The sequence below is a fragment of the Xanthobacter wiegelii genome (assembly GCF_043193855.2).
Classification (GTDB): Bacteria; Pseudomonadota; Alphaproteobacteria; order Rhizobiales; family Xanthobacteraceae; genus Xanthobacter; species Xanthobacter flavus_A.
The window spans coordinates 1,024,001-1,046,520 of the sequence record NZ_CM195529.1; the positions used below are offsets into that span (position 1 = coordinate 1,024,001).

The window sequence follows — 22,520 nt, forward strand, 5'->3', positions numbered from 1 at the left end:
CATTCTTGTTCTGGGCTATGCCCCGCGTCAGGCCGCCGCGCCGTTGCGCTCCAACGCCATGAAGTCTTCCAGCGCCCCGACCTCTGCCGGCGTCAGGCGAAGGCCTAGCTTGGTCCGGCGCCAGAGCACGTCGTCGGCCGTGCGTGCAAACTCCTCGCGCATCAGATGGCGCACCTCCGCGACCGTCAGGCCCGCCCCGAAGGTGGTCCGCGCGGCGGGATCGGCGTCCGCCGCCGCGAGAAACGTCTCGGCCCTGGTGCCGTAGGTGCGGGCCAGCCGGGCGGCATCCGGAGGCGTCAGCCAGGGCCGGTTCTGCCGAAGGGACTGCGCCAGCTGCGCCGTCGCGCCGCGGGGGAAATCGCCGCCGGGCAATGGCGCGCTCCCCGTCCAGTTCCCACGGCGCGAGGCCGCAGCGCCAAGATGGGGACTGAGCTTGTCCAGCGCGTCGAGGGCGAGATGGCGATAGGTGGTAATCTTGCCGCCGAGCACGGAGAGGAGCGGCGCGCCTCCCGCATCGTTCAATTCCAGCACATAGTCCCGCGTCGCCGCCTGAGCGGCGCTCGCCCCATCGTCATACAGCGCGCGCACGCCCGAATAGCTCCACACCACGTCGGCAGGAGAGACCGAGCGCGAGAAGTATTCGCTGGCCGCGGCGCAGAGATAGCCGGTCTCGTCGGTGGTGATCGCGGCCGCGGCCGGGTCCCCCTCGAAATCATGGTCGGTGGTGCCGATGAGGGTGAAGTCCCCTTCATACGGAATCGCGAAGACGATCCGGCCGTCGGGGTTCTGGAAGATATAGCAGCGGTCGTGATCGAACAGGCGCGGCACGATGATGTGCGAGCCCTGCACCAGCCGCAGCCGGCCGGCGAGAGGCGGAAGCGTTTGGCCCGCGAGGCGGTCCGCCCAGGGGCCTGCGGCGTTGATGAGCACGCGGGCGCGCACATCCTTGCACTGGTGTGTCTCGGCGTTCTCGACCTGGAGCCTCCAGCCGTCCGAAGCGCGCGCGGCATCCACCGCCCGCGCCCGCGTCTCGATCACGGCGCCCCGATCCCGGGCGTCGCAGGCGTTGAGCGCCACGAGCCGAGCATCGTCCACCCAGCAGTCGGAATATTCGAAGCCGCACGTGCGCAGATCCGGCTTGAGAGGTGCACCGGCCTGGTCCCGGCCGAGGTCGAGGGAGCGGGTGGCGGGCAGCAGCTTGCGCCCGCCGATATGGTCGTAGAGGAACAGGCCGAGACGCAGCATCCACCACGGGCGCATGCCCCGGCGATAGGGCAGCACGAAACGCAGCGGACGCACGATGTGGGGCGCGATCCCCCAGACCACTTCCCGCTCGGTCAATGCTTCGCGCACCAGCCGGAACTCGTAATATTCGAGATAGCGCAGACCGCCGTGCAGCAATTTGGTGGAGGCGGAAGAGGTGGCTCCGGCGAGATCGCCCTGCTCGCACAGATAGACCGAATAGCCCCGTCCGGCCGCGTCGCGGGCGATGCCGCAGCCGTTCACGCCGCCGCCGATGATGCCGATATCGAAGGGATCGTCCGCTGCCGGGCGGCCCGCCGACACCTGCGCGGACGTGCGCACTCGTTCCATCGACCCAGCCTCCGCACCCCATTGCAGCCGTATCTCGCGGCGATGCGGCGCCGGGCCGTTGCGGCCAAGGAGCGATCCGGATCACTGGCCAAACCTAAAACGAACAAATCCATGTTCGCAATCGAAAACAACGAACATTGTACGATCGATATAACACGATAAATCAATAAGTTATCTGTTTTCGTTGTCCGGCGGCGCTTCCACCACACGCACGCCATGCGTGGCGCACACGGCGCTCAGGCGATCCGAAGACAGGTGGTCGGTGACGAATGCCGACACCTGGGAGAGGTGTCCGAGACGGACCGGCGCGACGCGGCCAACCTTGCTGCGATCGCACACCAGGATCACCCGGCGCGCGTTGTCCATGATGGCCCGCGCGACCGTCACCTCGAGGGGATCGAAGTCGAGCAGCGATCCGTCCTCGTCGATGGCCGAGGCGCCGATGATTGCGGTGTCGACCTTGAACTGGCGGATCATGTCGACCGCTGCCGGCCCCACGACCGCCCCGTCCGAATGGCGCACTTGTCCGCCCGCGACCATCACGCGGATCGCGGGGAAAGGATAAAGCCTCAGCGCGACATTGATGTTGTTGGTGATGACCAGAAGGTCGCGATGGGCGGTAATCGCCCGGGCCACTTCCTCCGTGGTGGTGCCGATGGTGATGAAGAGCGAGGAATTGTCCGATATGAGCGCCGCCGCGGCGGCGCCGATGGCGCGCTTGGCCGGTGCCGCGATCTGCCGCCGCGCCTCGTAGGACAGGTTTTCCACGGATGACGAGATGACCGCGCCGCCATGGGTGCGGGCCAGAAAATTGCCGCTGCACAACGCGTTAAGGTCGCGGCGGATGGTCTGTGGCGTCACGCCGAAGCGGAGCGCAAGGTCCTCAACATCCACATGGCCGCTCGCCCGGGCAAGGGACAGGATGGTGTTCTGGCGATCGTTCAACACAGGCACACCTGCCCACCTTGTGAGCCGATTTCAAACCCGTACGGTGTCCGCCATCGTCGATTCGATCAATTCAAACTTATAGGAAGGTCGCTTTTCATCGCGCCGCGGCGTTCCTCTCAAGTTTCGATGCGAAGGTTGCCGCGAGTCCGAAACGGTCAAGCTTCAATGGTTATCGAAGAGTTCTCGTCAGACCGCTCGCCTTCGGTTGATGGTCCACGGGAGGGCTGCTCAAAGAGGCTGACTGAATGCCCGCTCTCGGCCCCATGCCGGCCATTCGTCGTTGTCGCACGAACTTCGGCTTTTGGCGCAAAATGCCTTCTCACGGCCATGAGGAGCCCTCCTCAGCGATCTCCTGTGCCAGCCTTGGCCCCTTCGCGAGCCGCCGCCCTAGGGCCGCGACAAACGCCTCATACCGCTCCCCCGCCTTGGCCCGCGCGGCCTGGGCCACCGGCTCGGGCAATGCCGGCGTGGTGGCCAGCCAGAACCGCACGAATACGGCCAGCGTCTCTATGGAGATGCCGAGGTCCCGCTCCAGCCGGGCCAGTCGCCTGTCCAACTGGTCGAGGCGTTTGGTGATGACCGCCTCCCGCTGTTCGGCCGCGTCCGGAGACAGGAAGGAAGCTATAGCGGCCTCGGCGATCAGGGACTGAGGCTGGTTGCGCCGCGCGGCATAATCGGCCAGAAGCCCCATCGTCGCCGGATCGAGATAGACCGAGATCTGCGCTTTCTTCTTGCGCGCGGCCATCGCTGTCACAGCTCCATACCGTCATTGGGATCGAGCGAGACCTGCCGTGCGACGCCTTGCATGACACGGGTCATACGACCGACCCGGGCCACGTCTTCATCGCTGTCGTCGACCAGATCGATCTCGAACTCGTTCCGCGATGGGCGCGGCACCTCAACCGGCTCTACCCGTGTGAGTTCGGGTTGGCGCCGTCGCTCCGAGCCAGTGGTGTCCTCGTCGTCGCTCCCCTCGACCATCAGGCTGAGCTGTGACGGCACCGGCAGCGGAAGGACGGTCCAGTCGTCAGGTTGACGATCGCGAGGGGTCAGGAGCTCCGGCGGATGCAGTACCCGCTCCCTGAACCGCTCGTCCTCGTAGTATCGCGCCTTCTTCGCCCGGATGGGCGGCGTGCCGGCGACCATGACGATCTCATCGGCAGGCGGAAGCTGCATCACCTCGCCCGGGGTCAGGAGCGGGCGTGCCGTCTCCGAGCGCGAGACCATGAGATGGCCGAGCCAGGGCGAGAGGCGGTGCCCGGCATAGTTTTTCATGGCTTTCATCTCAGTGGCGGTGCCGAGGGCGTCGGAGACACGCTTGGCGGTGCGCTCGTCATTGGTGGCGAAGCTCACCCGCACATGGCAGTTATCGAGGATGGAGTTGTTCGGCCCGTAGGCCTTCTCGATCTGGTTCAGGGACTGGGCGATAAGGAAGCTCTTGAGCCCATAACCCGCCATGAAGGCCAGTGCGCTCTCGAAGAAGTCGAGCCGCCCCAGGGCGGGGAACTCGTCCAGCATCAGGAGGAGCCGGTGGCGATCGGCCTTGGTCTGCAGGTCCTCGGTATGGCGGCGCCCGATCTGATTGAGGATCAGCCGGATGAGCGGCTTGGTCCGGTTGATGTCGGACGGCGGCACGACAAGGTAGAGCGTCGTGGGGCGGGTACCTGCCACCAGATCCCCGATGCGCCAGTCGCAGCGGCGGGTCACCTCGGCCACAACGGGATCGCGGTAGAGCCCGAGGAAAGACATGGCGGTGGAGAGAACGCCCGACCGCTCGTTCTCGGACTTGTTGAGGAGCTCACGGGCGGCGCTAGCGATGACGGGATGGGGCCCGGCCTCCTTGAGGTGCGCCGTCGTCATCATGGCGGCCAGCGTTGTCTCGATGGGGCGTCGCGGATCGGAGAGGAAGGCGGCGACACCGGCCAGCGTCTTGTCCCGTTCGGCATAGAGCACGTGGAGGATGGCGCCCACGAGAAGAGCGTGGCTGGTTTTCTCCCAGTGATTGCGCTTTTCCAGCGAGCCTTCAGGGTCCACCAGGATGTCGGCAATGTTCTGGACGTCGCGGACCTCCCATTCCCCGCGGCGGACCTCCAGCAGAGGATTGTAGGCTGAGGAGCGCACATTGGTGGGGTCGAACAGCAGCACGCGGCCGTGCCGTGCCCGGAAGCCGGCGGTCAGCTGCCAGTTCTCACCCTTGATGTCATGGACGATGGCGGAGCCCGGCCAGGTGAGCAGCGAGGGCACGACGAGGCCGACGCCTTTACCGGACCGGGTCGGGGCGAAGCACAGGACATGCTCGGGACCATCATGGCGCAGATAGTCCCCACCATGGCGCCCCAGCACCACGCCGTCAGGACCGAGCAGCCCGGCCGCGCGGATTTCTTCCGGCTCGGCCCAGCGGGCGGAGCCATAGGTCTCGACACGCCTTGCTTCCCGCGCCCGCCAGACCGAGAGGCCGATGGCGGCGGCGATGGACAGGAACCCGCCCGAGGCCGCGATGAAGGCGCCTTCTGTGAAGATCTCCGGCGCATAGGCGTCGTAGAAATACCACCACCAGAAGAAGGCCGGCGGGGGATAAACGGGCCAGTGCCCCAGCAGGAACCATGGCGGGCCGAGCTGGTCCTGGAAGCCAAGCCGCCACGCCACGAACTGAGTAGCGCCCCAGGTGGTGGCCAGCACGATGGCGAAGACGAGGAGGATCTGGCCCCAAAGGATCTTGGTCGCGGACATGCTGCGCTCCGGTGATGTGTGGGGTCAGAGGCCAAGGCCGCGCTTGCGGCCGAAGGACCAGTCGATGCCGCCATCGGCACGGGCGACGCCGGAGACGTGCTTGCCGAGTTGCTTCTCCAGCGAAGGTGTCCACGGCACGAGCTGGAAGCCCAGTCCATCATCGAGCATCGCGAACCGGCCCGAGGCGAGCGTCATGCGGCGACGGTAGGTGCCGGAGACATACTCTCCCGCCTCTGACCGATTGAACGGCTGCCCGGTCTCCGTGGAAAGCTTCTCGCCCAGTGCCTTCACCTCCCGCCGGCGCAAGGTCTCAATCAGCTCCGGCGCGAAGGCGACACGCTGGCCGTGGCGCTCGGCGAGCCCTTCCCGGACCAGATGGTCGACCCGGCTGCCCATGGCCTCGCGCACCTCCGAACCGAAGCCGCCCTCCGACAAGGGCGCCGGCGCCCGGCTGAGCGCCTGCCGGTCGAGCCAGGTGGCGCCCGAAGCTGTGACCTGTTGTTCGATGTCGAGATCGGAGCGGACCGCCAGTGCAATACGGGGCTGGCCTCGACCGTCGTCGAACCGCCTGAGCTCGACGATGGAACCGGGAGAGCCATCGCCGGCTGCATCGAGGTCGGGCAGCCGGATGTGGTGAGTGCGGCCGTCGACACCATCCACCACGGCATAGGCTGAGCCTTTCAGCTCGTCATCGAGACCTCGATCGACGAGACGGCCGATGATGGGAGCCTCCAGGCTCTCGCCCGCGAGCACATAGCTGGCCGTGCCCCGCTCAATACCCTGGGCGGTGAGCGCCCGGTGCATTCGCTTGATGATGTCGCCACGCTCGCCTAGGGCCCTGAGCGTGGCCTCGGCCTTCTCGTGGATCTCCCATTGGCCGGGACCGATCTCGTCAACGAGGCCGAGGGCCTCGAGCTTGCGCAACCGCCCGACCTTTAGAGGCAGGAAGGCATCGGGCCCGCCATCGGCGTCGCGGGCCACATCGATGACGCCAGCCTCGCGCTGATCCCGGACCAGTTGGCGGTCGAGCTGGGTCCAGCCCTCCGTCTCCACCTGCCGCTCGACGGCGCGATGCATGTCGAGGTCGGTGCGTTGGCCCAGTTCTTGGGTGACGAGATCTTGCGCGCGGGCGCGCATGCCTTCCTTGATGTAGTCCCGGGAGATGACGAGGTCCTGGCCATCGTCGGTCCGGCCTCGCACCAGAATGTGCAGATGGGGATTGTCGGTGTTCCAGTGGTCGACGCCGACCCAGTCGAGTTTGGTGCCGAGGTCCTTCTCCATCTGGCCCATGAGGTCGCGGGCGAACGACCTGAGGTCGGCCATGTCCGCCGCATCCTCGGGAGAGACGATGAAGCGGAAATGGTGCCGGTCGTCGGCGCAGCGCTCCGCGAAGGCGCGGCCGTCCCCCTCCTCGGCGCCCAGCCCGAACAGGCGCGCCTTCTCTCCGTCCCGGGTTACGCCCTCCCGGCGCAGATAACTGAGGTGAGCTGAGAGCGGTGTGCCCCGCGCCGTATGCCGCACCACACGGGTCTTGATGACGACGATGCGCGAGCGCCCGGTGAGGAACCGATTGGCTACGATGCTCGCCGCCCGTCCCCGCCCGAAGTGCGAGCGCGCGCCGGATGAGATCCGGCCGGATCGGGAGATGTGCCCGCCCGCCTTCTGGGCCGCTGCGAGGGCCTGGGCGATGAAAGGCCGGGCCCGCTGCGCGCGGGTCGAGCGGATGCGGCCCGGGCGGACGCGGAATTCCCGATCATCGGCCATAGCGCACCCCTGCAAAGTGCAAGAACGCGCACGAATGCAATGGCTTAATCACTTGACGCACATTGCCGAGCAGCGGCGCAACGTGCGTTTGGCTGCAAATTCCCGAGCAAAAACAACCGCCCGACCGAAGCGCACCCTGCGCCCTTTTATCTCGCCCTCGGTCGGTCGTTTCCTGCGTCTCCCATCCCAACCTTCGCCTGAACAGCCCAACGCCCGACAATCTGCGAATGAACCCGGCAGTGGTCATCGTGCGTCTCCGAGGCCGCCACGCGCGACGAAGAGGCCTGCCGATTGCGGAGCGATCGCCGAGACGTCGCGTACATCGGTTGTTGGCGGTGAGCGATCCATTAGCGTCGGATCTGCAGCCGATGTGCGGATCGGCTGCACCGCGAAGATCGGGGATTTAGCCCAGGACGGCGTCTCGACCGTCGTCGTCCCCAACGGCAGCGACGCAGCAGGTTCGGCCTTCCCGTGCGCGATGTCCGGCGCCAGCTTGTCGACATAAGCGCGCGTCTCTTGCGGCAGGGGCAGTCCTTTCCGCGAGGCCTCGTAGCGGCGCGGCCCTGCATTGTAGGCGGCGAGGAAACCGGGATTGCCGTAGCGGTCGAACAGCTCCCGCAGATAGGCGGCCCCGGCCATGATGTTGTCATGCGGGTCGTAGGGATCCTCGCCGAGGCCGTAATGAATGCGCAGCTCGGCCCAGGTCTGCGGCATGATCTGCATCAGTCCCATGGCGCCTTTGGACGAGGTCGAGCGCGCGTCGCCGTCGCTTTCGGCGCGCATGACGGCCCGGATCCAGACTGCGGGAATGTCGAAACGCTCCGCCGCTTCCGCGATGAAATCGGCGTAGCGATCACTCGGCGAAGGTGGGGTCTGTGCCGCTCGTGTTTCCGCGGCCTTGGCTGTCGTTGACCAGCTGCAGGGCACTCCGGAAAGGAGAAGAAGGACCAGCGCACGGGGGCAAATGAGCACTCGCATGGATGCGTGTACGCCATCGCGGGCGCGCGAAAACAGTCTCGTCCGCGGCATGACGGCCTCTCGACGTGTGATGAAGGTGAAGGTGGTCGGTGGCGCTCAGCGCGTCGGCGCACGCCAGATGAAGTGCCCGTCGCCGGCCTCGTCGGTGTAGAGCGGCACGGCGCGGCCGATCACGGTGCTGGCGGGCAGTGGTCCGAAGTACCGGCCATCCAGACTGTCCGGTACGTCGAAGTTCATGAGGAAGAGCTCACCTTCCGCGATGCGCCGACAGCCGCGCAAGACCGGTAGGGGGCGGCCCATGCGATCGCGCTCCAGCGCCTCGCCGTAGGCCACGCCATCGACGGTGATGATGCGGCCCTTGCGGCAGACCTCTCGTCCGGGAAGCGCCGCCACGCGCTTCATCAATGGAACGCCCGCGCCCACATACCCGCGCTCCACCAGGAAGCGATCGAGGGCCGCAGGCGGCTTGATGGCGAGGAGGTCCGAGACCTCCAGCCGGCGCGCGGGCTCGATGGCGTAGAGCCCGATGGGCGCGCTGGCGGAGACGTTCCACACCAGCTTGAGCGGTGTCGGAACGAACGCGGCGGCCGCCACGCCCATCACGGAGAAGTACGTGACCATCACAGTGCCAAAGCGAGTCATGCCTCGCACTCCCGGCGCTTCAGCCACGCCGCATGGCGCTCCAGCGTGTAGGCGCGAGGTGCGTGACCGGCCGCGAGCCGATTGTGAACGTGGCGCCAATGGTCCGGCGCGACGTCTGCGCCATGGATGCCGAGGGTCTCGATGGCATCCACGTGCTGGAGCACCTTCTCGACCTTGGGCCAGCCGTCGGCGCGCAGCAGGATCTCTCCGCCTGGACGCACGAAGGGCAGTGTCTGGTAAGCCTCACCCGGCGCGACGGCGCGCACGACGTCGATACGCGACACCACGGTGCCGAAGTCGTTCGCTGCCCATCGAACGAAGGCGAAGATGCTGTCTGGTGCAAACGAGACGATGCGGCGGCTGCGGTCGAGGATTTGCGCGTGAGCTGGGCGTCCGAAGCGGATCCAGTTCTCAATGCGCTTCGCGATCCAGGTCAGTTCCACATGGGTGAGCGGGTCTGGGGTCGGCGCGGCGGGTGATGGGGCGATGGGTTTGGGAACGGAGGATGGCATCGGCGGGCTCATCATGAGGCCTCTCCTGATGGCGGGGGAAACTCACGGGCGAGGAGATCGCGGAGCATGTCCGCGACGGTCTGGCCGCGACTGAAGGCGGCGATCTTGATGCGACCGCGCAGGTCGGGCGTGACGTCGATGGTGAGCCGCGCGGTAAAGCCACCGGCGACGTCATTCGACGTCTTGGCCTCGGCAGCCTTGATCCACCGCTCCGGATTGGCCGGCCGCGCGGCGAAGCCCTTGCGGGTCGGCGGCGCGCTCATGGTAGGCGTCCATGACCGGCGAGACCGACGATCTCCGCCGCCAGCGCCGTGATCTCGCGCGCAGCCGGGCCACCTTCGTCGAGCTCGCTGACGAGCCGCCCCGACTGCGCCGACATGGCGAAGGCGACGCGCTGGCCTAGGGTGCTCGCAAGTACAGGCGGATCGTGATCCGCCAGCGTCGCGGCGGTCTCACGGGCGAGCACGGTGCGGGCGCCGCAGCGGTTCAGCACGAAGCGGGCGGCAAGTTCCGGCCGGTAGATGCGGGCCTCGCCGAGGAGGGCCAGCATCTCGGCGGAGGCCCAGCCGTCGAGGGGCGACGGCTGCACGGGGATCAGTACCAGGTCGGCGGCGAGGAGCGCCGAGCGCATGAGGGCGGCGACACGGGGCGGCCCGTCGATGACGACATGGTCGGCATCCCGCGCCAGCTCGGGAGCTTCCCGGTGCAGCGTGTCACGGGCGAGGCCGACGACGCCGAACAGGCGTGGCAGGCCCTCGCGGCTGCGCTGCTGCGACCAGTCGAGGGCCGAGCCCTGGGGATCCGCATCGATCAGCGTGACGCGCCGGCCGTGGCTCGCCCAGGCGCCGGCAAGGTGCAGGGCAAGCGTCGTCTTGCCGACGCCGCCCTTCTGATTGAGCAGCGCGACGATCATCGATGGCCTCCCGATGCGTTCGCGGGAGGCAGATCGGCTACGGGAAGAGGTTCTGGCGCCTGAAATCCGTCTTTACGGAAAGACGGAAGACCTTCATCCTTAGAGGTGCGCAGATGGGAAGGTTTTTGAGCCAGCTGAGCGCGGTTATCCACATTGCCCGCGCGCCTCTTAGAGTTAGAGTCTATGTTAGACTCTAAGTTAGGGGCGCGATTTTGCGTTTTCGGGCTTGGGGTTAAGCCCTGTTTCGGTTCCTGAAAGCACGAGGGGCCGGTTCCCGATGGCACGTGGCACCGGGTTCCCGATGGCACGAAGGGATTCACAGGCTGTCCACAGGCCGGCTCGAAGGCGAGCAGCGTGCGCGCACCCGCGTCATACTCCAGGAACAGGGTGTAGCCGGGCAGCGGCTGGCGGCGGACGATATCTCGCAGCTCGAAGGCGAAGCGCTTGAAGGGCGAGAGGCTGCCAGACTTCAAGTAGAGGTGGCGGAAGTCGAAGCGCCAGCCGGCGTGCTGGCGGCCGCCGTGCTTGCGCACCAGCCGGTAGAGCCAGCGATCGAGGCCGCCCGTCAGCTCGAAATAGGCCCGGTCGATGGTGAGGACGAGGGCGTCCTCCATGATGGCGCAATAGAACCAGTCGGGGACGATGAGCTCGATTCCGGCGGGCCTGCCATCCCGGTCGGTGCGCTCCATCCATTCGTTGATCCAGGAGAAGCGATGGCGCCGGCCCTCGGCCGGCTGGCGGATCGAGGTGGACACGGTGGTGGACTGCAGCCGGTCGAGGGCCGCCTTGAGGCGTTGGTAGTCCCGCAGCGAGGTGCCGCGCCCCACGAACCTGAGGACTTCATAGGGGGTGGCGACCATGAAGCGCGACGTGCGCAGGCCGGCGTCGCGGGCCTCCACGATCTGGCTCGCCGCCCAGATCAGGATGTCGGCGTCCCAGATGGTCGCCATGCCATGGTCGGGCACGGCCTCGACCCGGATGGAGACATCGCCGGCGGAAAAATCGATGGGCGCGATACGATGGGTCTTGGAGAGGGAGAAGAAGGGATAGGCCATGAGATCCTGCGCATCTCGTGGCGCGAACGCGCCGGGAAGCGCGCGGAACAGATCGAGCTGTCCGCGCTCCGGTTGGGAGCGATGCCGCGCCACCATGGAGAAGGGCTCCGATCAGCGTGCGAAACGGTGGGGCTCGACAACGCCGGGCAGGGCGTGGCGCTTGGCCGGCAGCACGCAGCCGCGCGGATCGGAAGTGGAGGTGACGGCGCCACGGGCGACCCAGGCCTGCAGGTCCTCGATGGCATAGACGACGCGTCCGCCGAGCTTGCGATAGGCGGGACCGGTTCCGTAGGTGCGGTGCTTCTCGAGCGTCCGGGGCGAGAGGCTGAGGAAGACGGCGGCTTCCTTGGTGCGCAGATAGCGCGGCGGCAGCGGGACAGCGTCGGGTCGCATGGATCGAACCTCCGTGGGCGATCTCGGGCCGCTGGTCATTAGCGGCGGATGGCGATCACGGTGGCGAAGGGCAGCCGTCGAGGGGGATGGGGAAGTTGAGGGGGGCGAAAATCCCCACCCTCAGGATGCCGTCGCTACGGCTATGGTCTTCTGCGATGACGCAGGAGCTTGAGATAACCGCCGCCGATCATGGTGAGGCCGCCTTTGACGAGGCCGATGACCTTGCCGCGCAGCGCCGAGGTTTTCCAGGGCTCGGACGCAACGCGCTTGTGGCCGTAAAGGACCAGCGCGATGTCGCGATAGCTGGCGCCATTCGCCCGGCCGTCGGCCGCCAGCATCATGGTGCGCAGCCGGTCACGCTGCTGCGCGGTGACGCGGGTATCCGGGATCAATGGCCGGCCCTCGACAGCGCGCCAGAAGCGGGTCAGCGCTTCCATCCGCCCTATCGTGTCCGCATCCAGCGGGATCAATGCCGCGAGCGGCGCGTCGGGGCGAGTCCCAGCCAGCAGCAGCACCTGCGCGGCATGGGGGTCCGAACCATGGACCCAGTATCGGCCCTCGGTGCTGTCACGCGGCGCAACCATGCTATCGAACGACACGCTGGCCGCGCCCACAAGAAACGCGGGCTGTTGGGCGAGAAGCACGACGGCCGGATCGACAACCGGCGACCACGGGACGTTCTGTTCCACAGCGGAGAGAGATGGCCGCGCGGCGAAATCGCAGCCCCCAGCGTTGCTCCACCTCCCCAGGGAGCGGGTCGGCGTCCGAGCCGGCCGTCACGAGGGAGTGGTAGTGTTCCTGGTAGGCTTCGTCCCGGCGCAGGCACTCCCAGGCGAGCCCCTCCACCGACAGCGTGTCGAAATAGCCGTAGCTGGCATCCTCTCGCCAGCGTGATGTATCGGGCTTCATCACTCGTCTCCGCATCAAGCGTGCGTGTCGAGTGAGGACAATCAGGGATTGAGGGTATTGAGGGAAGCCGGCCGGGGAGCATCGCGTGATGCGGCTGCGGCATCACCCCCTGCGAATAGGCCGCAACGTCAGACGGGACGGCGGAGGAGGTCCTTGTAGCCGCTCGAGGCCACCCATCGGGCCCGCGCCACATGGCTGTCGTGGACAAGCCGAGCGCGTTCGGGCTCCCGAGCCGCGTCGACGCCGAACAGCACCGAGGTGATCTCCTCCCAGTCGGCGCCATCCGCCGTGGCGTCCAAAAGGCGCGCATAGAGCTTGATGTGCGCCCGGTCGTAGTCGGTGAGCTCGGGAGCGATTGGGACGGTGTCTGCAAACGCGTCGGTCATGTCACCCCACGTTTCCATGCCTGGCGCAGCCTTCGTCCCTTCTAGACGACGGCGGATGGTGAAGCGAGCCCCGCACGCTCGGGGCATTCCCGGGGCCGCTCGGCGAGCGACTGGCATCGGCATTGCCGCCGTCTAACCCTCTAGGACCGCTTGATTACATATTATAGTTGATAAGCTCAAAGTGTGTAAATTGCGATCCGTCTGCGCATGGATATGCGCAAGCTGGTCGGCCGGAACTTCGCTCGCCTGCGTCAGGCGAGAGGCCTGACGCAGGAGGACGTGGAAGCACGCTCCGGTTTCAGTCAGCAGTACATCAGTGGCCTCGAGCGTGGCCGGCGCAATCCCACGGTCATCACCCTCTACGAGCTGGCTCAGGCGCTGGGCGTCAGCCACGTCGAACTGGTGCGGCCCGACGGCAACGACTGACCGGGGAACCTGATGGTAGGAAAGCCCCGGCCGGAGCCGGCCGGGGCCTTGTGCGAGGCTCACTCGCCGCGACGCCCGCTCGGGCGGGACCAGATCAGCGAGAAGGTGTCACCGTCCTCGTCGTCGAAAAGGTTGGCGTAGATCGGGGCGTTGAAGCTCGGGTCGTCGAGCTTGAGGCCCAGATAGTCGCGGCCTTCGCTGGAGCGCTTGGACCAGGCGGCGCCGATCTCGATCCGGCCCACCAGGACCCGGTGGCTGGGAGCGTTATCGCCGTTGGCCCGCAGGTCGGGGACGATGCGCACGCCCTTGGCCTGGACACTGAGGGTGACGATCTCGCCGGAGAACTCGTTCGTGCCGGTCTTCTTGAAGGTGCCGATGGTGGCCATGGTAAATCTCCGTCTTCCGTTTCCGAGCCCGCACCATGCGGCCTCGATGGCGATCGGAAGGCCGGAGGCGACCGACGCCGCATCGCCTCGGGGTCCCCGTCGCGCTGGCGCGATGGGGTGAGGATTGCGACCGGAGCGCAGCGGAGGACGGCGCGAGAGGGACTTTCTTGCCTCGCGAGGAATGACGGCGCCTCGGGGTCCCCACGCGACCTGTCGCGTGGGGTGGGGTCCGGCAGGGGAAGAAAGTCATGATGCGCCGTTGCGGCAGAGGCGGTCGAGGCGCAGCCGTCCTGCGGCCAGATCCGCCCATTGGAGAGGCCGTTTGGAGCGGTCGACCGACGGATACCGGACGGGGATGATGGCGACCCGCCGCACCCTCACGGAAGACCGGCCTGATCCTCTTCGGCTTCACGTCCCCAGTTTCGGGCCTGCTTCGGATGCTTCCCCCGCAACGGGTTCAACCGGGCAAGGCCACTCCCACCATGCACTGGTCCGCCACTGACCGCGGGGCGCCGTGCCCGCGACCTGCATCAGCGCCGTGACGCCGATGGCAACAGCTCCGATGATCGAGAAAACGGTCTGCCACGTCTCGGACGGCATGGCGAGCTGCGCGATACCATGCGTGGCGTGATAGCCGGCGATGACGGCCGGGGCGACGAAGGCGAGCGCAATGAGGAGCCGCGCCCACATCGGACGAACGACCGCGAGCAGAACCTGGCCGATGCCGAACGTGATGACACCGGTGATCAGGCCTACGACGATCGCACCGAGCCAGCCCGCGCCGGTATGGTATGCCCAAGTGCCGGCGCTGATGGCGGCGAAGAACGGCAGCGCGAAGACGGCGAGCGTAAACAGCAGCCAGCAGAATAAGACGATGGCGGCGAGGCCAAGCAGGATGCCGAGGAAAATCATGGTGGTGTCTCCGTAAGGACAGCTCTGACGGTCGCGCCTTCCACCACCACCGCGGCGCGATCAACAGCATAGCAAGAGAAGATGCATGCCGGAATCCCAGCAAGGAGATCCCCGGCACGTCATGCGTAGACCTCCGCAATCTGGCGAAGGGATCGATTTCACGGACGATCTGCGAGGCGTCACCGTCGAACTCGTCGGCTGGCACGACCGAGAGGCTACCGTCGCCGGCGCGGAAGATCACGATGACGACCATCAGGGTCTTGGCGAGGCTGAGGGCGAAGGCTTGCGCATCGGTGGAGGACATGGGGTCCGGCTCCTGCTCGAAGCGGAGGACCATCCCCCGCTGACAGGCGCCCGACGGGTCCGGCCGAGGGCCGCAATCACCGCGACAGCAAAGCGAAGCGGCGGCACGCTATGCGTAGTCCGACCCCTTGTGGGTTGATGGCGTCAGGCCCTCGGTCGGACCAAGGATCAGCGCAGGAAAGCGGGGGTGGACCGTCGCTTGAAGGTCGGCAGGCGTGGCCGTCTCCTCACATGCGCTTGCTCAGGAGATTTCGCTCAGCTCCACACCCGATGAGAGTGCTGGTTCTGCTCGCCAGTCCGCTGAAAACCGATGACGAGAACCGCACTCCCGTGAAAAGCGATGAGGCCCCGTGAAATTCGATTCCCATGGTCGAGGAAGGGGCAGCGCTCACGCGCCGCCCGACCCGAAGCGATAGACCGGGATACCGAGCTTGCGCGCCTTGTCGGCAAGATTGTCCTGGATGCCCGTGCCGGGGAAGACGATGACCCCGATGGGCATGACAGAGAGCATCTGATCGTTGCGCTTGAAAGGGGCGGCCTTGGCGTGCCGCGTCCAGTCCGGCTTGAACGCGACCTGGGGCACTTTTCGAGCATCGGCCCAACAGGCGGCGATGCGCTCGGCGCCCTTGGGCGAACCGCCATGCAGCAGCACCATGTCCGCGTGCTTGGCGTGGACCTGATCGAGCTTGGCCCAGATGAGCCTGTGATCGGCCGTATCACCACCGGAGAAGGCGATTTTGGGGCCCGCGGGCATCAGCACCTCGGTCTCAGCCCGCCTGCGGGCGATGAGGAAATCGCGGCTGTCGATGAGGGCGGCCGTGAGGTGCCGGTGGTTCACCTGCGATCCGGAGCGCGGGCGCCAGGCTGAGCCGGTGTGGCGCTCGAAGGCGTCGGCGGCTTCGTCCCGCATCTGTTCGAAGGTGTCGCGGCGCTCCACGAGGCTCTGCCCCTCGGCGATGAGGCGTTCCAGTTCCACCGAGCGCACCTCGCTGCCATCCTGCTCCTGCTGGCTGCGGCGCTGGCCCTGCTCGTTATCGTCAAGGGTGCCCGAGATCCGGCCGGCGGCCCGGTGGAAGAGATGGACGGTGGACCACAGGAGGTCGGGAAGGTCGGGCTCCAGGCGGGTGTCCTGCAGGGTCGCGATGAGAGCATCGAAGATGTCGGCGATGGCGCCGTTGATGTGGTTGGCCTCGGGAAGGGGCCGGGGATCGGGCTCATCGTCGAAGGGGCGGTAGCCGTAGAGCTGGAGTTCCTGCAGCAGGTGATCGGTGGGCGAAGAGGCGTGGCGGGGTTCGTCGTGCTCGGTGCTCATGGGAGGCTCCGTCGGTTGGACCGCAGCCTTGCGGCCTTCATGGCGACGAAGCCGGCGGGCGGGACGGACCTGCACCCCGCGGGACGCGCGGGGCCGAAGCGTGAGCGGAGGATGGCGGAGGCCGGCGATTTTGTTTCGCGATGGAAAGCCGCGCAGCGGCTCCGGAAAATCGTCGGCCGCAGCCATTGCCGGGACGGCGCGACTGCGGGCCGATCGCCCTCTGGAAGGCCTTGGCTGCGGGTCCTCTGTCGACGTCGAGCCTCAGAGCATGCCGTTAGCGCATCCCCGCTCCCTGCTCCTTCAAGTCACGGGCTCAGCACCATGAAGCGGCTGACATCCTCGTGAGCAAGCAGGCCTCGCAGTTCGGCCTGCAACGCATAGACGCCAAACGCGCGCAGGTCCTCGTTGAAGTCTCCGAGCGCTGGCGAGAGCACGATGGCCTCGATCCCGACGGACGCCGCCCGCGAAGCGACACTGTCCCGCGCCCTATCGCCGGCCGGATCGTTGTCGCGAACGATGTAGAGCCGGCGCAGCCCTGGTGGGTAGGCGATGACTGCAAGGTGTGCGGCCGAGAGCGCCGCTGCCATCGGAAGGTTGGGCAGCGCCGTGCGCACGGAAAGGATGGTCTCGATGCCCTCACCGGCGGCCAGCACGTCATCAGCCTCGCCGAAGCGAACGGCGTGCTCCAGCAGGTGACCCATGGCCCGTCGGGGCGTGGCGATGGTGGCCTTGTCCGATCCATCCGGAGTGAGCCATGTCCGGTGGATGCCCATGATCCGTCCCGTGAGATCGGTGACGGACGCGATCATGGCTGGCAGGAGTTGAGTGGACCCGTGTGCATCTGGACGATAGTAGCAGCGCGGGTGAAAGCGCAGGCTGCCGGTTTCGTGCAAAGCCGTGATGCCGCGGTTCCGCAGATACGTCTCCACGATTGTGCCCGGAATCGGCTTGGCTGCTGCAAAGAGCCGTTGTGCCGAGATGACCGGATTGGCGGACGTGGGCGCTGCTCTCCGGTCCACCCCTTCTGGCTCTCGCCGCGATTTCGGCAGACGGAGGAAGGTCTCAGCTTCGGCGACGACATCGGCGAAGATGGACAAGCCCCGGCTCTCGCGGATCACGTCGAGAAGGTCGCCGTGCTCTCCCGTGGCCGCATCGGTCCATTTTCCGGCTGGGCCCTTTGCACTGTCCCTCAGCCGCACAAACATGGAGCGGCCGGGCGTGTTGCGAACATCGCCCACCTGCCAATAGTGCCCCTGCCGCCGACCAGCGGAGAGATAATGGCGGCAGGCTGCCTCCGCCTGGCGCCCCAGCTGCCGGGCGAGATCGTGCGCAGCATCCGTCATGGGGACGCTCCAAGAAAATGGCCCGCCGTCCGGGTCACGCGATAGGGGGGATCGCGGAGCCACAGGCGGCGGGCCAGGTTGCCCGGGGAGGATTATTCGGCAGCGATCGAGGAGGAGACCGCTTCGGGCTCCTCAGTGTCGGCGAGGTCCTCGCTGTCGCCCATGGCCGTTTCGCCGTCCTTCTCCGCCGTCTCTTCACTGGCGGTGTCGGAGGGCTGGGTCCGCAGGGCCTCCGGGAGCCAGCCGCTGTCGGCGAGAAGGGATTCGGCCTCCCGCGCCATGTCGCCCTTCTTGAGGTGGGCGATCCGTTCCGCCGTTCGTTCGCCCTTCGCCTCGGTCACCGCCTGCAGGATGCGGGCCTTGGACACCCGGCCGAGGAAGGTGTCGACGGTGGGCTTCCATCCGGCCGCCGCCATGTCGAGTGACACCGCCTGCGCCAGCCTATCGGCATGGGCGAAGGCGCGGGGACGGCGGTTCCAGGCCTCATGCACCGCATTGACCGAGAGACTCACCACATGAGCGAACAGGGCGGCCCGGCTGTCGCGGTCCCACCCGCGCAGGGTATCCCAGAGTGCGACCGGTTCCTTGGGCAACACCTTGGCCCAGCTCTCGTGCCGGACACGGATGGCCTCGGCCGAGACGCTGTCGTTGAGGCCCGGTGCCTGGGCGTTGAAAGACACGCTTTTCAGATCGAGCTCGAGGCAGCTGTCCGAGCCGTAGACGTAGAAGGCCTTCAGCGTCAGGGCGTGGACTGCCGCGAGGAAGGCTACGTCGGGCTGCTCGCCCAGCACATGGCGCAGGCCGAGGGTGCGATGGGTGGTCAGTTCCGTGAGTAGCCGGTCGGAGATCGGCGCGAGGCCGTCCTCCTCCTCGGGATCAGCAGGAGCATCGAGTGTGGCCGCCTCCTGGAGAGAAGTCGATGCCACATGGTTTGCATCATCGGTCTCGGTGGAAGTGGCATGGTCCTCTTCGACCGGCACTTCGTCCTCCGGGCGGACATAGCCCCGCTCCACCCGGAGCTTGCCGTCCTGGGCGATGCTGACGAAGGAGCCGGCGCGGCCCACCTCCGCCGGATCGAACGCGAGGGGCCGCGTATCAAAGGCCTCCAGCACCGCCTCGAGCTCACCGAGCCGCGCATCGACCTCCTCGGGAAGCTCGTCGGCATCGGCATGTTCTTCGGAGAGGCGATCATATGCGGCCTGGGCCGTCGCCCGTGCTGCCTCCTCCTCCTCGATCAGGGGCGTCGGCTCACTCCGCAGCTGGCGTAGGCCGTAGATGTGGCCATAGGCGAAGTCCGGCGCGACCTCGATCCACTTCCAGCCTTCGCTCCGGATCGCCTCGGCCTCGGCGGCGAGCTTCTCGGCCACCATTCGGTCGACGAGGGCAACATCCTGCAGCCAGCCGCCGTCGTCGCCCTGGAACAGGTCGCGCAGCACCGTGCCGCCGGCCGTCTCGTAGGCCTCGATGCCGATGAAGCGGGCCCGCTTGTCGCTGGCTCGGACGGCGCCCTCCGTCAGCATGCGCCGGATGACATAGGGCTGCTTGTCGTAAGCCTGGGCGAGACGCTCCAGCACCTGCTCCTGCCGCTCATGGTCGCCAGAGACGGTGAAGGCCATGAGCTGGTCAAGGGTGAGGCCATCCTCGGCATAGACGTCGAGCAGCTTCGGCGACACGGAGGCGAGCTTCAGCCGCTGCTTCACCACCGCGGCCGAGACGAAGAAGGCGGCGGCGATCTCCTCCTCGGACTGGCCCTTCTCCCGCAAGGCGAGGAAGGCGCGGAACTGGTCGAGGGGATGGAGAGGGGCGCGCTGGACATTCTCGGCAAGGGAATCCTCCTCGGCGATGCCGCCCTCGCGAACGATGCAGGGTACCGGCGCGGTCCTGGCGAGGCGCTTGCGCTTCACCAGCAGTTCCAGCGCCCGGTAGCGCCGCCCGCCGGCGGGGATCTCATAGATGCCGGTCTCGACGCCATCCGCATCGATCACGGCTCGGACATTGAGGCCCTGGAGCAGGCCCCGCCGGGCGATATCCTCGGCGAGTTCCTCAATGGAGACGCCGGCCTTCACCCGGCGGACGTTGGACTGGCTGAGCACCAGCTTGTTGAACGGAATGTCGCGGGACGACGAGAGGGTGATCTTCTGAACGGCCGTGGCCATGGGATGCTTCTCCGCGACGGGCGGCCGGAGAACCTCTCTCTCAACCTCCAACCCGTCACGAAGCACGGCGCCGCCCTCTTCCTCTGAGGACGGCGCCGCAGAACCGACGATCCGGAAAGCCGGGACAACACGAATCCGGAGACACGGCATTCCGCATCTCCGGCTTTGCGGATCTCAGGCGGCCCGGTCGAGGAGCTTCTTTGCCCGTGCCTCCAGATCGAGGCGGGCGTCCTGGTGCGGCTTGTTCCGCGCCACAGCGGTGATGCCCTGCACGAAGTCGAAGATGCTCTCGGGTTTCCGGCCCTCCTCGGCGAGCACGGTGTCGATCACCTTCTGCGTCTCGGCCTTGGAAAATCCCTTGCGGCGGAGGAACTCGCTGCGGTCCTCATCGCTGCACGCCACGATGCGCTCGCGTGCCGCCCTGATGCCGTTGACGAACGGCATGGGCGAGGAATTGGCAAAGCGCTCCAGAGCCGGCGCCGCCTGATGGGCGAAGCGGGACGCGGCATACTTGGAGTGGCGGATGGTGATCTCCTCGAAATCCTCCACGCCCCACAGGTTGCGGTTCTGGCAGACCGCCCTGAGATAGAAGCTGGCGATGCCCAGCGTCTTGGCGCCGACCTCCGAGTTCCAGCAATAGAAGCCCCGGAAGAAGAGGTCGGGAGAGCCATCTGGCAAGCGCCCGGCCTCGATCGGGTTGAGGTCGTCCACCAGGAACAGGAAGACGTCCCGGTCCGAAGTATAGAGCGTCGTCGTGTCCTTCGTGATGTCGACGCGGGGATTGTAGATGCCGGTCGACCAATCGAGCACGCCGGGCACCTTCCAGCGGGTATCGCCCGTGCCGTCGCCAGCGATGCGGCGCACGGCATCCACCAGCTCATGATCGTAGATGCGGCCATAGTCGGGGCCGGTCACGGCCCGAAGTTCGACGCGCCCGTCCTCGACCTCCAGCGTCTTGACCTGCTCGGCGCGGTGCGTGAGCAAACCGTGCTGAAGGTTGATGCCGGCGAGCGGCGCCGGGAGCTGACGCAAATAGGCGGCCGGTGCCCCAACGAGGCTCGCAAGCTGGCCAAAACTCCAATGGGTAGGGGCAACGGGAGCCTCCGTCCCCGGCAGCGCGAGCATCAGCCGGTCCGGCGCCTCTCGGCTCGCCTCGACGCGGATGGCGGCGCTCTCCACGGTGCGCGTCCGGCTGCGCTCGGTCCGGCCATATACGGCGGCGAACAGGTCCGACAGGGACAGGTATCGCTCGTCGTCGGGCCGGGAGAACCATTCCGAGGACACGCGGCCGATCCGCTCGCCCCGGCTCACATCCACCTTGTAGCCGCCAGCACGATCGCGCGCGGCGTCCAGAATCTCCACCTGGGTCATGGGTTGTCTTCTCCATGACGGATGCCGGGAGCCTCTCTCCCAGCCCTCAACCCGTCACGGTCGAACCGACCAACCTCTCACTCTCGACGCGTTGTAGGACAACCCGCAGACCAGTCGCCGGAGACCCGGAGCGTGGTGGTAGGGGCAGAGCCGTAAATCCGAACGGGCGCAAAGGGGGCGATGGCTATGCGGCTCGGCTCAGGACCGCGGGGATCTCTCCCTCTGGCGCGCTGACAGGCTGTGACCCTTTGTGGACCTGAAGGTCTACTTGTGGATACCCAGCAGAGCATGACCGCAGAAAGGGTACGCCGGTCGCCGTGCCCACCAGCGCGCAGATGACCACGTCTCGTTTCGCCGTGGATTGGCCTTTCATGGATCACGACTGATCGCATGCGCTGGCGGCGCCGGCGCGCCGACGACGCTCACGCCTTCCTTCGGATGGTCCCGTCCAGTCGGGCCGCTGCCGCCACGGTGTTCGAAATCGTGCCGTATTTGCGGACGTTGGTGTGCAGCAAAGCCAGGCGCTGCTCCGCCTCGTCCGTATCGATGATCAGCTCGTAACCCACCGAGACGATCTTCGGCGGCGCGTCCTGCCGAACCGCGTGGAGCGTCACTTCCACCCCGCGCAGCTCGAAGTTCAGCATCGGGGTCACCCGCTCGATGCCCCTTGATCATGCATGCGGCGATGGCGGTGAGAAACAGTTCCGCCGTGTTGAAAGCATCGGCGCGCCCGTCGATGTCGGTGTCGGGGGTGGATGGGGCGGCCCCGGCGCGGGGCCGCTCCCGGCTCCGGATCAGTTCCCCGGCTTGGTGCCGGGGCCAGCCTGCTGGCCGTGCCACGCCTGCATCCGCGCCATCATCTGGGCGGGAAAGCGCATCTCCTCGGCGCTCAGCTGGCCGTCGCCATTGGCGTCGAGCATGGCGAAGGGGCGGTCGGCCATGTTCTTCGTCACCTCGGCGAAGAGCTTGCCGAACTCCTCGCGGGACAAGGTGCCGTTGCCGTCGCCATCATGGCTCGCCCGCAACTTCTCGATGCCGGCTTCCGCCTCGGCGACGGTCACGGTGCCGTTCCCATCGGCGTCGAAGGTCATGAAGACCTGCGCGGCGGCGAAGCGGCCCATAGGCCCATGCATGCCGCCGCCCATGCGCCCACCCATGGTGCCGTTCATGGTGCCGCCCATTGGGCCACCCATGCCCTGCCAGCCCGGGCCGCCATGGCCGCCCATCATGCCGAAGCCGGGACCGCCGCCCCAGCAGCCGCCCGGGCCGCCGGCAATGGCGGGGATCGAGACCGCCCCCACCACGGCAATGGCGGCGACGGCCCCCAGGATCGCGAGCGTCTTGCGTTTCATGTCCTCACCTCGTCGGTTGTGCATTTCGATGGGGGAGGATGAGGCGGGCTGCGTCGCAGCAGGATATCGGCGGAAGTGGCGAAGTGTATCGCTCTGTCGCAAGCCCCTCCTTCGCGACCGGACGCGACAATTGGTT

Annotated in this window: 24 protein-coding genes; 1 reads left to right on the forward strand and 23 read right to left on the reverse strand. The window is 67.0% G+C overall.

What is annotated here, in order from left to right; genetic code table 11:
* Positions 1-27: 27 nt before the first annotated feature.
* The 15 genes from glpD to V5F63_RS04720 all read right to left on the reverse strand — a co-directional run bounded on the left by glpD (position 28) and on the right by V5F63_RS04720 (position 12,823).
* Positions 28-1,593: a glycerol-3-phosphate dehydrogenase gene (gene glpD / locus V5F63_RS04650; RefSeq protein ID WP_394101728.1), complete on the reverse strand. Its 1,566-nt coding sequence runs from the start codon at positions 1,591-1,593 to the stop codon at positions 28-30.
* Positions 1,594-1,764: 171 nt separating this feature from the next.
* Positions 1,765-2,547 (reverse strand): DeoR/GlpR family DNA-binding transcription regulator, encoded by a 783-nt coding sequence (locus tag V5F63_RS04655; RefSeq protein ID WP_394101729.1) that lies wholly within the window; start codon positions 2,545-2,547, stop codon positions 1,765-1,767.
* 313 nt (positions 2,548-2,860) lie between these two features.
* Positions 2,861-3,286 (reverse strand): CopG family transcriptional regulator, encoded by a 426-nt coding sequence (locus V5F63_RS04660; RefSeq protein WP_394101730.1) that lies wholly within the window; start codon positions 3,284-3,286, stop codon positions 2,861-2,863.
* Positions 3,287-3,291: 5 nt separating this feature from the next.
* Entirely contained in the window at positions 3,292-5,271 is a 1,980-nt protein-coding gene (locus V5F63_RS04665) for a conjugal transfer protein TraG (protein WP_394101731.1), read from the reverse strand.
* 24 nt (positions 5,272-5,295) lie between these two features.
* Positions 5,296-7,035: a relaxase/mobilization nuclease domain-containing protein gene (locus V5F63_RS04670; RefSeq protein ID WP_394101732.1), complete on the reverse strand. Its 1,740-nt coding sequence runs from the start codon at positions 7,033-7,035 to the stop codon at positions 5,296-5,298.
* A 243-nt stretch (positions 7,036-7,278) separates the two neighbouring features.
* Entirely contained in the window at positions 7,279-8,064 is a 786-nt protein-coding gene (locus V5F63_RS04675; RefSeq protein WP_394101733.1) for a lytic transglycosylase domain-containing protein, read from the reverse strand.
* Positions 8,065-8,109: 45 nt separating this feature from the next.
* Positions 8,110-8,655, reverse strand: a complete 546-nt coding sequence (locus V5F63_RS04680; RefSeq protein ID WP_394101734.1) for a S26 family signal peptidase — start codon at positions 8,653-8,655, stop codon at positions 8,110-8,112.
* Complete coding sequence (locus V5F63_RS04685) at positions 8,652-9,167, reverse strand: DUF2840 domain-containing protein (RefSeq protein WP_445329493.1); 516 nt, start codon at positions 9,165-9,167, stop codon at positions 8,652-8,654. The genes V5F63_RS04680 and V5F63_RS04685 overlap by 4 nt, the downstream gene beginning before the upstream one ends.
* Before the next feature lie 11 nt (positions 9,168-9,178).
* The gene (locus tag V5F63_RS04690; RefSeq protein WP_394101736.1) at positions 9,179-9,430 is read right to left on the reverse strand and encodes a ribbon-helix-helix protein; all 252 of its coding nucleotides are present in this window, start codon (positions 9,428-9,430) and stop codon (positions 9,179-9,181) included.
* Positions 9,427-10,080 carry a ParA family partition ATPase gene (parA, locus tag V5F63_RS04695; protein ID WP_394101737.1) on the reverse strand — a complete coding sequence of 218 codons (654 nt, stop codon included), beginning with the start codon at positions 10,078-10,080 and terminating at the stop codon, positions 9,427-9,429. The genes V5F63_RS04690 and parA overlap by 4 nt, the downstream gene beginning before the upstream one ends.
* A complete protein-coding gene (locus tag V5F63_RS04700; protein ID WP_394101738.1) occupies positions 10,077-11,231 on the reverse strand; it encodes a replication initiator protein A in 1,155 nt (384 codons plus the stop codon). Before V5F63_RS04700 ends, parA begins: the two co-directional genes overlap by 4 nt.
* 15 nt (positions 11,232-11,246) lie before the next feature.
* A complete protein-coding gene (locus tag V5F63_RS04705) occupies positions 11,247-11,528 on the reverse strand; it encodes a helix-turn-helix transcriptional regulator (protein WP_394101739.1) in 282 nt (93 codons plus the stop codon).
* 140 nt (positions 11,529-11,668) lie between these two features.
* The gene (locus V5F63_RS04710; protein WP_394101740.1) at positions 11,669-12,217 is read right to left on the reverse strand and encodes a DUF2285 domain-containing protein; all 549 of its coding nucleotides are present in this window, start codon (positions 12,215-12,217) and stop codon (positions 11,669-11,671) included.
* Positions 12,114-12,452, reverse strand: coding sequence for a transcriptional regulator domain-containing protein (locus V5F63_RS04715; RefSeq protein WP_394101789.1), 339 nt, complete (start codon positions 12,450-12,452; stop codon positions 12,114-12,116). The genes V5F63_RS04710 and V5F63_RS04715 overlap by 104 nt, the downstream gene beginning before the upstream one ends.
* 113 nt (positions 12,453-12,565) lie before the next feature.
* Complete coding sequence (locus V5F63_RS04720) at positions 12,566-12,823, reverse strand: DNA -binding domain-containing protein (RefSeq protein ID WP_394101741.1); 258 nt, start codon at positions 12,821-12,823, stop codon at positions 12,566-12,568.
* A gap of 207 nt (positions 12,824-13,030) precedes the next feature.
* Here V5F63_RS04720 and V5F63_RS04725 point away from each other — a divergent pair, with 207 nt between their 5' ends.
* Entirely contained in the window at positions 13,031-13,249 is a 219-nt protein-coding gene (locus V5F63_RS04725) for a helix-turn-helix domain-containing protein (RefSeq protein WP_394101742.1), read from the forward strand.
* A 59-nt stretch (positions 13,250-13,308) separates the two neighbouring features.
* Here the strand turns inward: V5F63_RS04725 and V5F63_RS04730 are convergent, their stop codons facing one another.
* The 8 genes from V5F63_RS04730 to V5F63_RS04765 form a co-directional block, all read right to left on the reverse strand.
* Entirely contained in the window at positions 13,309-13,635 is a 327-nt protein-coding gene (locus V5F63_RS04730) for a DUF736 domain-containing protein (RefSeq protein WP_394101743.1), read from the reverse strand.
* Positions 13,636-14,043: 408 nt separating this feature from the next.
* Positions 14,044-14,547 carry a hypothetical protein gene (locus tag V5F63_RS04735; RefSeq protein WP_394101744.1) on the reverse strand — a complete coding sequence of 168 codons (504 nt, stop codon included), beginning with the start codon at positions 14,545-14,547 and terminating at the stop codon, positions 14,044-14,046.
* Positions 14,548-15,238: 691 nt separating this feature from the next.
* The gene (locus V5F63_RS04740; RefSeq protein ID WP_394101745.1) at positions 15,239-16,162 is read right to left on the reverse strand and encodes a DUF2493 domain-containing protein; all 924 of its coding nucleotides are present in this window, start codon (positions 16,160-16,162) and stop codon (positions 15,239-15,241) included.
* A 305-nt stretch (positions 16,163-16,467) separates the two neighbouring features.
* Positions 16,468-17,505, reverse strand: coding sequence for a DUF7146 domain-containing protein (locus tag V5F63_RS04745; RefSeq protein WP_394101746.1), 1,038 nt, complete (start codon positions 17,503-17,505; stop codon positions 16,468-16,470).
* A gap of 92 nt (positions 17,506-17,597) precedes the next feature.
* A complete protein-coding gene (locus V5F63_RS04750) occupies positions 17,598-19,661 on the reverse strand; it encodes a ParB/RepB/Spo0J family partition protein (RefSeq protein ID WP_394101747.1) in 2,064 nt (687 codons plus the stop codon).
* A 174-nt stretch (positions 19,662-19,835) separates the two neighbouring features.
* Positions 19,836-21,032, reverse strand: coding sequence for a DUF932 domain-containing protein (locus tag V5F63_RS04755; RefSeq protein ID WP_394083311.1), 1,197 nt, complete (start codon positions 21,030-21,032; stop codon positions 19,836-19,838).
* Positions 21,033-21,454: 422 nt separating this feature from the next.
* On the reverse strand, positions 21,455-21,676 hold the full coding sequence (locus tag V5F63_RS04760) for a hypothetical protein (RefSeq protein WP_394083313.1): 222 nt from the start codon (positions 21,674-21,676) through the stop codon (positions 21,455-21,457).
* Positions 21,677-21,826: 150 nt separating this feature from the next.
* Entirely contained in the window at positions 21,827-22,384 is a 558-nt protein-coding gene (locus V5F63_RS04765) for an EF-hand domain-containing protein (RefSeq protein ID WP_394083315.1), read from the reverse strand.
* Positions 22,385-22,520: the final 136 nt, after the last annotated feature.

Excerpts from the sequence above, each read along its gene's own strand:
- glpD (WP_394101728.1), bottom strand. The coding sequence starts at position 1,593 with ATGGAACGAGTGCGCACGTCCGCGCAGGTGTCGGCGGGCCGCCCGGCA.
- V5F63_RS04660 (WP_394101730.1), bottom strand. The coding sequence starts at position 3,286 with ATGGCCGCGCGCAAGAAGAAAGCGCAGATCTCGGTCTATCTCGATCCG.
- V5F63_RS04665 (WP_394101731.1), bottom strand. The coding sequence starts at position 5,271 with ATGTCCGCGACCAAGATCCTTTGGGGCCAGATCCTCCTCGTCTTCGCC.
- V5F63_RS04670 (WP_394101732.1), bottom strand. The coding sequence starts at position 7,035 with ATGGCCGATGATCGGGAATTCCGCGTCCGCCCGGGCCGCATCCGCTCG.
- V5F63_RS04675 (WP_394101733.1), bottom strand. The coding sequence starts at position 8,064 with ATGCCGCGGACGAGACTGTTTTCGCGCGCCCGCGATGGCGTACACGCA.
- V5F63_RS04680 (WP_394101734.1), bottom strand. The coding sequence starts at position 8,655 with ATGACTCGCTTTGGCACTGTGATGGTCACGTACTTCTCCGTGATGGGC.
- V5F63_RS04685 (WP_445329493.1), bottom strand. The coding sequence starts at position 9,167 with ATGCCATCCTCCGTTCCCAAACCCATCGCCCCATCACCCGCCGCGCCG.
- V5F63_RS04690 (WP_394101736.1), bottom strand. The coding sequence starts at position 9,430 with ATGAGCGCGCCGCCGACCCGCAAGGGCTTCGCCGCGCGGCCGGCCAAT.
- parA (WP_394101737.1), bottom strand. The coding sequence starts at position 10,080 with ATGATCGTCGCGCTGCTCAATCAGAAGGGCGGCGTCGGCAAGACGACG.
- V5F63_RS04700 (WP_394101738.1), bottom strand. The coding sequence starts at position 11,231 with ATGGTGGCGCGGCATCGCTCCCAACCGGAGCGCGGACAGCTCGATCTG.
- V5F63_RS04705 (WP_394101739.1), bottom strand. The coding sequence starts at position 11,528 with ATGCGACCCGACGCTGTCCCGCTGCCGCCGCGCTATCTGCGCACCAAG.
- V5F63_RS04715 (WP_394101789.1), bottom strand. The coding sequence starts at position 12,452 with ATGCGGAGACGAGTGATGAAGCCCGATACATCACGCTGGCGAGAGGAT.
- V5F63_RS04720 (WP_394101741.1), bottom strand. The coding sequence starts at position 12,823 with ATGACCGACGCGTTTGCAGACACCGTCCCAATCGCTCCCGAGCTCACC.
- V5F63_RS04725 (WP_394101742.1), top strand. The coding sequence starts at position 13,031 with ATGGATATGCGCAAGCTGGTCGGCCGGAACTTCGCTCGCCTGCGTCAG.
- V5F63_RS04730 (WP_394101743.1), bottom strand. The coding sequence starts at position 13,635 with ATGGCCACCATCGGCACCTTCAAGAAGACCGGCACGAACGAGTTCTCC.
- V5F63_RS04735 (WP_394101744.1), bottom strand. The coding sequence starts at position 14,547 with ATGATTTTCCTCGGCATCCTGCTTGGCCTCGCCGCCATCGTCTTATTC.
- V5F63_RS04740 (WP_394101745.1), bottom strand. The coding sequence starts at position 16,162 with ATGAGCACCGAGCACGACGAACCCCGCCACGCCTCTTCGCCCACCGAT.
- V5F63_RS04745 (WP_394101746.1), bottom strand. The coding sequence starts at position 17,505 with ATGACGGATGCTGCGCACGATCTCGCCCGGCAGCTGGGGCGCCAGGCG.
- V5F63_RS04750 (WP_394101747.1), bottom strand. The coding sequence starts at position 19,661 with ATGGCCACGGCCGTTCAGAAGATCACCCTCTCGTCGTCCCGCGACATT.
- V5F63_RS04755 (WP_394083311.1), bottom strand. The coding sequence starts at position 21,032 with ATGACCCAGGTGGAGATTCTGGACGCCGCGCGCGATCGTGCTGGCGGC.
- V5F63_RS04760 (WP_394083313.1), bottom strand. The coding sequence starts at position 21,676 with ATGCTGAACTTCGAGCTGCGCGGGGTGGAAGTGACGCTCCACGCGGTT.
- V5F63_RS04765 (WP_394083315.1), bottom strand. The coding sequence starts at position 22,384 with ATGAAACGCAAGACGCTCGCGATCCTGGGGGCCGTCGCCGCCATTGCC.